11 protein-coding genes are annotated in these 11,033 nt (G+C 43.5%); 6 read left to right on the forward strand and 5 right to left on the reverse strand.

Going from position 1 to position 11,033, the window contains the following annotated elements:
• Positions 1-129: 129 nt before the first annotated feature.
• Entirely contained in the window at positions 130-372 is a 243-nt protein-coding gene (locus L2729_RS20200) for a hypothetical protein (protein ID WP_248989873.1), read from the reverse strand.
• Positions 373-838: 466 nt separating this feature from the next.
• Here L2729_RS20200 and hpf point away from each other — a divergent pair, with 466 nt between their 5' ends.
• Positions 839-1,195, forward strand: a complete 357-nt coding sequence (gene hpf / locus L2729_RS20205; RefSeq protein WP_248989874.1) for a ribosome hibernation-promoting factor, HPF/YfiA family — start codon at positions 839-841, stop codon at positions 1,193-1,195.
• 146 nt (positions 1,196-1,341) lie between these two features.
• On the opposite strand, the gene L2729_RS20210 is transcribed toward hpf, so the two are convergent.
• From L2729_RS20210 to L2729_RS20220, 3 genes are all read right to left on the reverse strand, one after another.
• On the reverse strand, positions 1,342-3,270 hold the full coding sequence (locus tag L2729_RS20210) for a monovalent cation:proton antiporter-2 (CPA2) family protein (protein ID WP_248989875.1): 1,929 nt from the start codon (positions 3,268-3,270) through the stop codon (positions 1,342-1,344).
• 2 nt (positions 3,271-3,272) lie between these two features.
• Entirely contained in the window at positions 3,273-3,890 is a 618-nt protein-coding gene (locus L2729_RS20215; protein ID WP_248989876.1) for an NAD(P)H-dependent oxidoreductase, read from the reverse strand.
• A 158-nt stretch (positions 3,891-4,048) separates the two neighbouring features.
• Entirely contained in the window at positions 4,049-4,237 is a 189-nt protein-coding gene (locus L2729_RS20220; protein WP_248989877.1) for a carbon storage regulator, read from the reverse strand.
• Between the two features lie 382 nt (positions 4,238-4,619).
• Between L2729_RS20220 and L2729_RS20225 the strand changes: the two genes are divergently transcribed.
• Together L2729_RS20225 and L2729_RS20230 are read left to right on the forward strand one after the other, a co-directional pair.
• Positions 4,620-5,831, forward strand: a complete 1,212-nt coding sequence (locus L2729_RS20225; protein WP_248989878.1) for an NnrS family protein — start codon at positions 4,620-4,622, stop codon at positions 5,829-5,831.
• Positions 5,832-5,900: 69 nt separating this feature from the next.
• Positions 5,901-7,304 carry an ammonia-forming cytochrome c nitrite reductase subunit c552 gene (locus L2729_RS20230; protein WP_248989879.1) on the forward strand — a complete coding sequence of 468 codons (1,404 nt, stop codon included), beginning with the start codon at positions 5,901-5,903 and terminating at the stop codon, positions 7,302-7,304.
• A gap of 92 nt (positions 7,305-7,396) precedes the next feature.
• Here L2729_RS20230 and L2729_RS20235 read toward each other — a convergent pair whose 3' ends face one another.
• The gene (locus L2729_RS20235) at positions 7,397-8,278 is read right to left on the reverse strand and encodes a 1,4-dihydroxy-2-naphthoate polyprenyltransferase (RefSeq protein ID WP_248989880.1); all 882 of its coding nucleotides are present in this window, start codon (positions 8,276-8,278) and stop codon (positions 7,397-7,399) included.
• A gap of 339 nt (positions 8,279-8,617) precedes the next feature.
• On the opposite strand from L2729_RS20235, the gene L2729_RS20240 reads away from it, so the two are divergent.
• The 3 genes from L2729_RS20240 (at position 8,618) to L2729_RS20250 (ending at position 10,895) form a co-directional block, all read left to right on the forward strand.
• On the forward strand, positions 8,618-9,517 hold the full coding sequence (locus L2729_RS20240) for an SDR family NAD(P)-dependent oxidoreductase (protein WP_248989881.1): 900 nt from the start codon (positions 8,618-8,620) through the stop codon (positions 9,515-9,517).
• Positions 9,518-9,582: 65 nt separating this feature from the next.
• Complete coding sequence (gene tesB, locus L2729_RS20245; RefSeq protein WP_248989882.1) at positions 9,583-10,452, forward strand: acyl-CoA thioesterase II; 870 nt, start codon at positions 9,583-9,585, stop codon at positions 10,450-10,452.
• 38 nt (positions 10,453-10,490) lie between these two features.
• The gene (locus L2729_RS20250) at positions 10,491-10,895 is read left to right on the forward strand and encodes a YbaY family lipoprotein (RefSeq protein ID WP_248989883.1); all 405 of its coding nucleotides are present in this window, start codon (positions 10,491-10,493) and stop codon (positions 10,893-10,895) included.
• The last annotated feature ends 138 nt before the right edge of the window (positions 10,896-11,033 follow it).

Consider the following 11,033-nt stretch of genomic DNA (forward strand, 5'->3'; position numbering starts at 1 on the left):
GGTCGCTCCCTTGATAAAATCAATAATGTAGAGTAAACCCCATTAAAACCCATCGCTGAAGGCGTTGTGCAAGCCCCCTTCGTTGTTGCACTAACTTAAAAGGGAATAACCATTTCTATATTAATGCGTCTAGAATTGTGCTCGCACACCGCCTCTGAAACGAGCATCTTCAAGTAGAATGGGTATAACACGCATATTCCATTGTGAAAGACTATTTACGATAAAAATAAAGTATTTATATCGGCGTTGCCACCTTACCTGTGTTGTTAATATATTGGTGACAGTATCGATAAGGTTGCCAGCGGAGAGTGCCCTACGATTGACTTCGCTGTGACGGAAGATAAAGAGGATGTGGCGCCCGATATGAGACAAATTCTCACCTCAAAAGGCGCTGAGTTATGCTATTGCGCCCAGATCCTAAAGTACCCGAGTTTAATGTGAACAAGGCAAAATAATGCGCAGAAGTTGCGCTAAGTGATTGATGTCATAACCACCAGCAAATATATTTTAATTTATTTGCCAAAAGCGTGATAAAAACCCAGCTAAAGCTGGTTTTTTTGTCTAAATTTGTAGAAGGTAATCAAGCACGCGATTTATTGCTTTTTGGCGCGCTAGTCACTAATTACCCAGTTAGTATATGTTTTAACCATAGCTAGATGACAAATTTATTAAAAACTGAAAATATTATTTTTTTGACTTTACTGATGGATACTGGGCTACAGCGGTTTATGTGTTTTTTGTGAGCAATTAATTAGATAAATTTTTATTAATAAAGCTTGTAATTTAAAGCGCTAACCCCAAGTGTATTAGGTAGAAGTCATTGTAAAAAGGAAAACCTATGAAAATAAATCTTTCTGGTCACCACGTTGATGTTACTGATGTTGTTAAGCAGCATGTCCAAGAGAAGTTTTCGAAGATAGAGAGTCATTTTCCAACCCTGATCGCACTCGATATTATTATTTCTAAAGAGCATAGCGAATTCCAGGTTGAAATTAGAACCAATTATGAGGGAAGTCGAATATCATCGTCGGGTAGCGATACCGTTATGTACCCAGCGATAACCAGCGCAGCTAGAAAACTCGATGCGGCACTAAAGCATCGTAAAGGCCAACTAAAGGCTGATCTACATTCAAAGCCTGTTGTTACTACTCCTGAGATTGCTCATGAAAAAGTTCAAGAGATGAACTTAACGTAACTTAGCCCATTTAAAGTATAACGCCCTCGCTGCTAAAAATGATTAGCGCGAGGGCTTTTTTATGTCTTACACTTTTGATTAAAAGCTTAAAAACGACATAAGATAGGGTGCTGCTTAGTTGCAAAAACTCCTAAGCAGCGCTATGCCTAGTCGGCTTCTGATTTTGAAAAAGCGGTATGGTTTTCTTTCGGCGGCGGCGTCCAGCCACGTTCCATTTTAGAAAAGCTACGATAGCGCTCATCCTTCATCGCGGCGCTTAATGTCTCTTCCAATTGAATGAACATGTCTCGGTAATGGACTAAGTGTTTATCATCAGCAGTGACCTGTTTCCATGATTCGTAAAGGGTGTCTTTGTGGGCCATTTCAGTTTCAAAAAATATAGCACGTTGTTGTTCGGCTTTAAAAGGGTGAACCCCAAGGTGAGTTAATGCGTATTTACCCAGTTGTAGAGCTGAGTGGAAGGTCTCACTTACCATAAAGTCGGCACCCGCTTTACGCAGTCGATAGAGGTTACTTCTATCAAACGCTCTCGCTAGGACAATGACGTTCGGGTAGGTATGTTTGATGTATTCGGTGAGTTCGACCGCTCGGTCTGGATTATCAATGGCAATCACCAACATCTTAGCTTCTGCTATGCCGGCTGTATGCAACAAGTCGGGTTGAGTTGCATCGCCATAAAAACTCTTGGTATTAATCTTTCTGAGGTTTTCAACTTGCTGAGCCTCATGATCAAGCACCACGGTTTTAAAGCCATTAGTCACTAAAAGGCGATTCACTATCTGACCAAATCGACCAACACCTGCAATGATGACCGTCCCTTTCTCATCGATAATATCAGGCTCTCGCGTGTTTTCTGTTTGCTCGTAGCGAGGCAAAATGACTTTATCAAACAGAATAAAGAGTCCAGGCGTGAGGAACATCGATATGGCGACCACTAGAGACAGTATTTGGGCTAAATCAACCGGAATGACATGGTTCTGTACGGTATAGCTCAGAAGTACGAAACCAAACTCACCGGCTTGTGCAAGGCTTAATGCAAATAACCAACGGTCGCTATTTTTGATCTTAAAGATCATTGCCAGTAGCAGTAATACCGTTGCTTTAATGAGAATAACACCTAAAGTCATCGCCATTACTGGACCAATATTGCTGGCCAGTACATCAAAGTTGATACCTGCACCTACGGTGATGAAAAACAGGCCGAGCAATAGCCCTTTAAAGGGTTCGATGACGGACTCAAGTTCATGTCTAAATTCACTGTTGGCCAATACGACACCGGCCAAGAAAGTCCCTAAGGCGGGAGATAATCCAACAAGGCTCATTAGCGCCGCAATACCGATGACCAACATTAATGCCGTCGCAGTAAAAATTTCCCGCAAGTTAGAACTGGCAACGTATCGAAACAATGGCCGGCTTAAGTAATTGCCGCCGACAACCACAATGGCGATAGCGCTTAAAACAACAATGCCATACGCCCAACCAGGTAGGCCAGCGACCAAAGACATCTGTTCATGATGCTCAGCCGCAGTGGCTGCGGCTGACTGTGCCTTTTCTATGAGTTCTGGCAGAGCTAGCAGTGGAATTAGCGCCAACATAGGAATGACGGCAATATCTTGAAATAGCAGTACAGAGAATGCGTTTTTACCGCCTTCTGTTTTGGTTAGGTTTTTTTCATTAAAGGTTTGCAGCACGATCGCGGTTGATGACAGTGAAAAAATCATACCGATAGTCAGTGCAATACTCCAATTAAAACCGAAGGCAAATGCAATGCCCATAACTACCAATGTAGACAGTCCAACTTGAAGACCGCCTAAGCCAATGAGTTTATGGCGCATATTCCACAACATGCGGGGTTCAAGCTCTAAACCGACTAAAAATAACATCATCACCACGCCAAACTCAGCAAAGTGTTGCAAGGTGCTTGTTTCATTGCCCACTAAACCCGCTATGGGTCCAATGACGACTCCGGCAATTAAATATCCTAATACCGACCCCAAGCCTAACCGTTTAGCGAGCGGGACGGCAATAACGGCCGCCGATAGGTAGATAAAAGCTTGTATAAAATAAGCGGTCATTATCAGTCCTTTATCAAAGTGTTAAGATTTTCATTTAGTTTTTCGAGTGACTTTGCGAGTGCAATATCTAAGGTATTATTGCTTAATGCGGATAAGACTCTCAGCCAATCTTCAATATGCGAATGTACGCGATTTTCGTCAAAAGCACTGCGGGCACAAAAAAGGGCAAAAGGGGCGAGGTAAGTCATCCCGGTGAGACTTGCCGTTTGTTCTAGGGGATGGAGTAACTCCCTTAAGGTAAAATTGTTATAACCATCTGCCTGATAAGCAGTTTCACTACCTCCCGCGCTAATGGCGCACAAAAATGTTTTCCCCTCAAGGGCATTACCGTTTGCACCATAAGCAAAGTTGTATTCAAGTACGAGATCTTGCCACTCTTTCAAAATTGCGGGCGTTGAGTACCAATACAGTGGAAACATGAAGACGATAACATCGTGATCTCGGAGTCGTTGTTGTTCTTTGTCGATGTTGATCCTAAATGTGGGATATTCGGCATAAAGATCAACAGCGGTCACATGTTCTTGTTGTTGGGTGGCACCAAATAGGGGTTTATTTATCTCAGAACGCTCTTGAGAGGGGTGGGCGTAAAGTACGAGGATCTTTTTTGCAGCATCAACCATTATTTGTCCAATTTAATCATCCTAACTATCTGTTATTTAATTTAGCACAGAGAACTAGAAGCAATAACAAACTTTGAATGTAGATTGATACTTAGGACATTTTTATTACACCTGTCTGCGGATAAATGTACTATTGAATTGAGCTTGATTAGAGATGGCTACATGTCTAAGTTTTTTTCTGTTTCTAGGGTTTCGGCCCGAATGATATCAATTGATTTATCTGCTTTAACACCGATGCGATTATCTTTAAAAATATTTATCTCTATTTCGCCTAAAGAGTTGCCATATTCATCGTAGATATTGCTGAGAATAATCGCACTGTTCACTGAGCGGGTTAGAATTAACATAATACATCCTTGTATATGAACTGCTGCTCCTAGTTTAGACTAATATTTGCAGGAGGGCGGCTCAACAGAAAGGCTGATTTGGACTTTTATGTTGTGTTACTTAGATTTACTAGTCGATATTTTAATAAAAACCGCACGTTGCAGAGGATCACTTGTTAGTGGTTCTCGGGTAAAGCAAGGTTAACTCTGGTATTTGGAATCTTAATGTTTATTAACATCCAATTAATACCTCTAAAGGAATAATAAAATCAGAGGGATAGCTACAGAGTTCACAGAAGCAAAAAACAACATGGATAACAATTGTTATCGAATTTGTTGGTCGATACACTAACGGTATTACATAAGATATATATAAAATGCTTTTTAAAGATAAGGCAAAACGATGTTAAATATTGATGACCCAGCAGCGACAGAAAAAATCCCCGCCTTGTTTAGGCTAGGTTTTAGACCTTTTTTTCTAGGCGGCGCTTTGGTTGCTATGCTGTTTGTACCGCTTTGGTTGCTGACATGGTTTTTCCCAGAACATAGTCTGTTCCAGACAGACTTTTGGGTTAAAGTTGTACCGCTTTGGTGGCACCCGCATGAGATGTTGTTTGGCTTTGCACTCGCCATTGTGTGTGGTTTTTTGCTGACGTCAGTACAGACGTGGACCAACCAACCGGGGATGAAAGGTTGGGCGTTGGCGTTGACCTTTGGTTGCTGGTTGATAGCAAGAATCATGTTGCTGTTGCCTGTTTCAATTCCACTTTGGCTGCCGGCAATATTTGACTCATTATTTTTAGGGCTCACAGCGTTAAAACTTTGGCGCTGCATCTATAAAGTGAAACAATGGCAAAATATTGGCTTCCCCATCATGCTGGTGGCCGCTTTATCGATAAACCTCCTTAGTTATTACGCACTAAGCACGAGAGACTTTTCACTTAGCCTACAGATCTGGCAAGCGATGATATGGTGGTTAGGGCTACTGATTACTATTGTTGGTGGTCGGGTTATTCCGTTCTTTACGGCAATAAGAATTAAGCAAACTAAACCCACGCCAATCGCCTTGATAGAAAAAAGCCTTATTGTGGTTATGGTTGTATTAGTTATTCAAGCGATAAGTAAAGTGCTACCACTGGCCGTCGAGCAAGCGCTTTTGCTTATCGCTGGAGTGTTACACCTGATTCGTTGGCTACGTTGGTTTCCACATAAAACTCTTAAAGAACCGATGTTGTGGTCATTGCACATTGCGTACCTCTTTTTGCCGATAGCCTTGTTGGCGCTCGCAGCAAAAATTCACGACACCATGGCGTACCATCATTTGATACACCTATTTGGTATCGGTACATTAGCGGGCATTTGCCTGTCGATGATTTCAAGAGTTTCGCTTGGCCACACCAGCCGAAATATCTACCAAGGCCCAAATATGACGGTTGCCTTTTTATGTATCCCAATTGCTGCGGTATTAAGATCTTTTATGCCAATCATTTCACCAGAGCATTATCAACTATGGTTGTGGCTGGCGGGCGCATTTTGGTCTTTAGCGTTTGCAATGTTTGTCATCAATTATGCTTCTATACTATCAAAACCAAGAGTTGATGGTCGTCCAGGCTAGGCGTTGTTATTTTTAGTGTTATTTATAAATATAATTTTAAAATATTAATTAAGGTAAGTTGAGAATTAGATGAGTGTAAAAATGTTCGTTAAAGTGTTCAGTGTTTTTTGGTTAGTGTCACTGACTTGCGTTGCTAGTTTAGTGCAGGCGTCAGAACCAAGTGTTGCGGCAAAAGAGCAAGCTACGCGAGATGCAAACTTAAAAGAGAAGTTTCCAGTTCAATATCAAAGCTGGCTAGAAACCTCTGAGCAAACAGAGCGTGAAGATATGCTGGCGAGTTATCCAGCCGCCGTTATTCTGTGGGCTGGTTCATCGTTTGCTAAAGAGTACCATAGCCCGCGAGGCCACCATTTTGCCGTGGCGGATGTGACTCATACTTTGCGTACGGGTGTGCCACCCAAAGCGGGTGAAAAAGGCTTGTCTGCAAGTTGTTGGACTTGTAAAACGCCAGATGCCCCGCGATTAATGAATGAACTCGGTATCGAAGGTTATTCAGCCAAAAACTTTACAGATCTTGGTACTGAAATAAACAGCGTTGTGTACTGCACCGATTGTCATGTCGACGGTAAAGCAGAGCTGGCGTTACCGCGCCCGCATGCTCAAGATGCTATGGCGAAGGTTCATCTTCCTTTTGACAAACAAAATGACAATATGAAAGGTGCTCAAGTGTGTGGCCAGTGCCATGTGACTTACTACTTTCAGCCAGAACGCAGTAACAAAGTTAATATCCCCTGGATTTTTGGCAATAGTGCTGATGATATAGAGAAATATTACGATACTCGCCGTTTCTATGAATGGATCCATCCTATTTCTCAAACACCCATCTTAAAAGCTCGTCATCCAGAGTTTGAACACTGGAGTCGCAGTAAACATGCTGAGGCGGGTGTTACATGCATTACTTGTCATATGCCTGAAACCAAAGATGAGCAAGGCAATACCTTTACCAGTCATAAAGTGGGTAAGGCATTGGAACATTTTGACCAAGTTTGTCAAAACTGCCATAAGAGTGAGCAAAAAATCATAAGCTCACTGGCAAAGAACAAGGCAACGATTAATGCTAAAGCGCGTGAAGTTGAAGGGTTATTGGTAAAAGCGCACTACGAAGCTGGTGCGGCGTGGGATGCTGGCGCAACTTGGCCTCTAATGAATGACGCCATCATGGCTATTCGCCACTCTCAATGGCGCTGGGATTTTGCTATGGCATCTCATGGTTTATATGCCCATAACCCAGAAGAGGGCAATGCACTGCTTGATACAGCCCTCAAACAAGTTAAATATGCGCGTACTTCGTTAGCTGAAATTCTCAACAAGTTTGATGTAAAGAGTGTTAGCTACCCTGATATTAGCTCGAAAGCATCGGCTCATGCTGCGGTAGGCATTGAGCTTGAAAAGCTGACTGAAGCGAAGAAGAAGTTTATCAAAGAAGAAGTGGATGAGAATTGGTCTGAAGTGAGCCGTCACGGCTACGAGTAGTTAATCGTATATCAATGACTGATTAACTTGAGATCGTGTTCATTAAAAAAGCCAGCTTAGATAAGCTGGCTTTTTTTACCACTAGAGAGTGGCTAGAAGAGCAAATCAATAATGAGGCCTATGCTGAACAAACCACTAAAAATCATTGTGAGTTTAGCAGTGCGTCCTAGTAAAGGGTTTAGTGCAGCGCCAGTGGCTTCATTAAAATCACGGCACAGATTACGCGCCAAGATAAATCCAAGACCGGCAAGCAGCACGGGTAAGCCCGCGAGTGCTCCCATCAAATATCCTGCAATAATAATGGCAAAAGGTAAGTAGACTAAACTTTGATAAAAAATCCGTGCTTGCGCTAACCCGATACGCACAGCGAGTGTTTTCTTACCCGCTTTTATATCGGTATCCATGTCTCGGGTGTTGTTGACCAGCATAATCGCTGCATTAAGAAAACCGATAGCCGAGCCGAGTAACCATGCACTAGTACTGGTCGTATTGGCTTGCAGAAAGTAGCTACCGACCACTGCAACAAGTCCGAAAAAGACAAATGCAGCGATTTCGCCTAGTCCATGTGAGGCTAGCGGGTAAGGGCCGCCGCTATAGCCTAATGCACCTAAAACAGCTGCCGCCGCGAGCAGGGCAATAGGCCACCCACCGTGGGCGATTAAAAATGAGCCCACAATGAGGGCTAACGCAAGTGATAAGAACATGGCATTACGCACCGCAGTGGGGCTTAACAACCCGCTTTGTGTCACTCGAATAGGACCTACACGTTCTGCAGTATCGACACCACTTTTGAAGTCAAAATAGTCATTGGCTAGGTTAACAGCAACTTGCAATAACACGGCACAGATCATTGAAGTGACAGCGATGAACCCGCTGAATTGTTCAAGTTGCAGTGCTAAAACATTACCGACCAATAATGGCCCAATCGCCGCAGGTAAGGTACGAGGGCGTATTGCTAGGATCCATGGATTCATTATTTATAATTACTTTACAGAGAGATATATCGCAGGATTACGACGTAACAAAGGAGTGTTGGCCTAATAGCATAGCAAAATTCACAGCGTCTAAAAAGTGGATTTTCTGTCGCAAATCGCGGCGAAGTTAACATTATCGTCAACTTGAGGCTTAGGTGAGCAGAGCGGTTTAAAATTTTAGATCTAGCGCACACCCTCCTATGAGTATTGTATGCAATATTGAGGTTCGAGCTTGAATAGCAGTATCGATATATAGGTTGTGAGTACTTGGAGCTGTTGATTGTGTTACAGGGAAGTCACCACCTAAAACTTAAATATAACGTTTGAGGGTCTAGGGATATGCGTTTTGAAGACCAAGTTGCCATTGTTACTGGTGCAGCTTCAGGCTTAGGGCGAGCTTATGCTATAGCGTTAGCAGAGCGTGGCGCGCGGGTTGTTATTATAGATAATGAAGCATTAACGACTAAAGACTCAGGGCTGCGCAGTTGTGCTGCCGCTATCACAGCGCTGGGGGGCGAGGCGCAAGTGTTTTGCTTAGACGTCAGTGACTCCTCTGTGGTGCAACAGATGGTTGATGAAGTGCTGTCCACTTGGGGGCGAGTTGATATTTTAATCAACAATGCAGGCATACATCACTCATGTCCGTTTGAGCACTTAAGCGAAGCGACATGGAAACGTCAGTTTGATGTTGATGTACATGGCAGTTTTAACATGACTAAAGCAGTATGGCCGTGTATGAAGCGCAGTGGCTATGGCCGAGTGATTATGACGTGTGCCAGTTCAATATTTGGCGATATGTATGAGTCGAGCTTTAGTGCCAGCAAAATGGCGTTGATTGGGCTGGTCAATAGCCTGCACCTAGAAGGTGAAGAGTTCGGGATTGCCGTTAACACGATTACACCCCATGCTGTCACTCAAATGACAGCAGATCACCTTGCTCCAGCGGTTAGACCGCTTTTTTCCAAGACCACAGTCCTATCTGCGATGCTCTATCTATGCAGCTCTGAGTGCCCCTCAGGAAAGCACATTTTTGCCGCTGCGGGGGGAATAAGTCAAGCGGAAGTTGTTGAATTTGCAGCAAGCCGGTTTACAGCTGAAGAGTGTACACCAGAAATTATTCATAGCCGCTGGAGTGAAATCTACCGTTCTAAGCCTTATAGAGGCCGTTCATCGGGTGAAGCACAGGTGTTAGCATGGGCAAAAGCCTCGGCAGAGCAACGTAATATCGACATAGAGTAATAGCTGGCGAGCGCTGGGGTCTTGGGTTAAGCTAGCCAATAATAGTAGCAATATTTTAGGTCCCAATGAGTCAAGTATTAGATGATTTACTCGCCTTACTTTCTTTAGAGCAAATCGAAGAGGGGTTATTCCGCGGACAAAGCCAAGATATTGGCTTTGGTCATGTATTTGGTGGGCAAGTGATGGGCCAAGCCCTAAGTGCCGCTAAACAAACCGTCTCTCCCGATCGTAAAGTGCATTCATTGCACTCCTATTTCTTACGTGCTGGTGATGAGACATTACCCATTGTCTATGACGTAGAGAATATGCGTGATGGTGGCAGTTTTAGTGCTCGACGTGTCAAAGCAATTCAAAAAGGCCGGCCGATATTTTATATGACGTGCTCATTTCAGGCCCATGAAGAGGGTTATGAGCATCAAGCCGTTATGCCTGATGTGCCTGGACCAGAAGGCTTGCTTAATCAGCAAGAACTGGCCATGACGCTGCAAGATAAAGTGCCAGCGAATGTGTTAGAGAAGTTTATGGCAGATACTCCTATTGAGATGCGCTTAGTTAATCCTAGCAATCCGTTAGCAGGCAAAGCTACTAAGCCAGTGCGCTACGTTTGGATCCGTGCAAATGGTGAGGTACCAGAGAATCTGTGCGTACATGATTATCTGCTGGCTTATGCATCTGACTTTAATTTCTTAGTCACGGCAGCTCAACCCCACGGTGTATCATTTCTCACCCCTGGTATGCGTATGGCAACCATCGATCATGCGATGTGGTTCCACCGCCCGTTCGATTTAAGTCAGTGGCTGCTTTATAGTATTGAGAGTCCCAATGCCAGTGGTGGACGTGGTTTTGTAACGGGTCAGTTTTTTAATCAACAAGGGCAATTGGTGGCATCTGCTACTCAAGAAGGCCTGATCCGCATGACCACTAAAAAAGCGTAATTTAGGCTATTTTAAAGATAAATATTCAGGATAAAAAGATGATTTCAGCATTAAAGAAATGGAGCGTTTTACTGTGTTTATTAACACTCACCGCATGTGTCACAGTAAAAGAAGCGCCCCCAGTGATGGTTAATGGTGCCGCAGGATATCTGGAAAAAATAGCGTTGCCAGAGGGATGCTCTATTACGATCGCTATCATCGATTTAGACACCCCTGGGGTTATTGTTGCACAGAAGAGCTTTAACATTGTAAGGGCGCCAGTCCCGTTTAAGTTCTTGTTACCCGAGGAGTCTATTGATGATTCCATTCATTATGGGGTGGTAGCAATGATCCAATTCAATAACCAAGTGATTTTCCAAACCTATGATCGCTTCCCTGTCATTAGCAATGATAAGTTCACCACTGAAGTACTGATGAAAGCCGTGCCCGCACCTAAGTCTTAATGCTGATTATTTAATAAAAGGAGCTTAGGCTCTAATGCCGTTCACTTAAGGTGAGCGGCATTTTTGTTTCTAGCATATCGTTGAGGCCGTGGCTTTACTGTTCTGGGGAATGTTCTTTCCCGCCGGGGTTCAAGTACC

The organism is Shewanella gelidimarina, assembly GCF_023283945.1.
GTDB classification, from domain to species: Bacteria; Pseudomonadota; Gammaproteobacteria; order Enterobacterales; family Shewanellaceae; genus Shewanella; species Shewanella gelidimarina.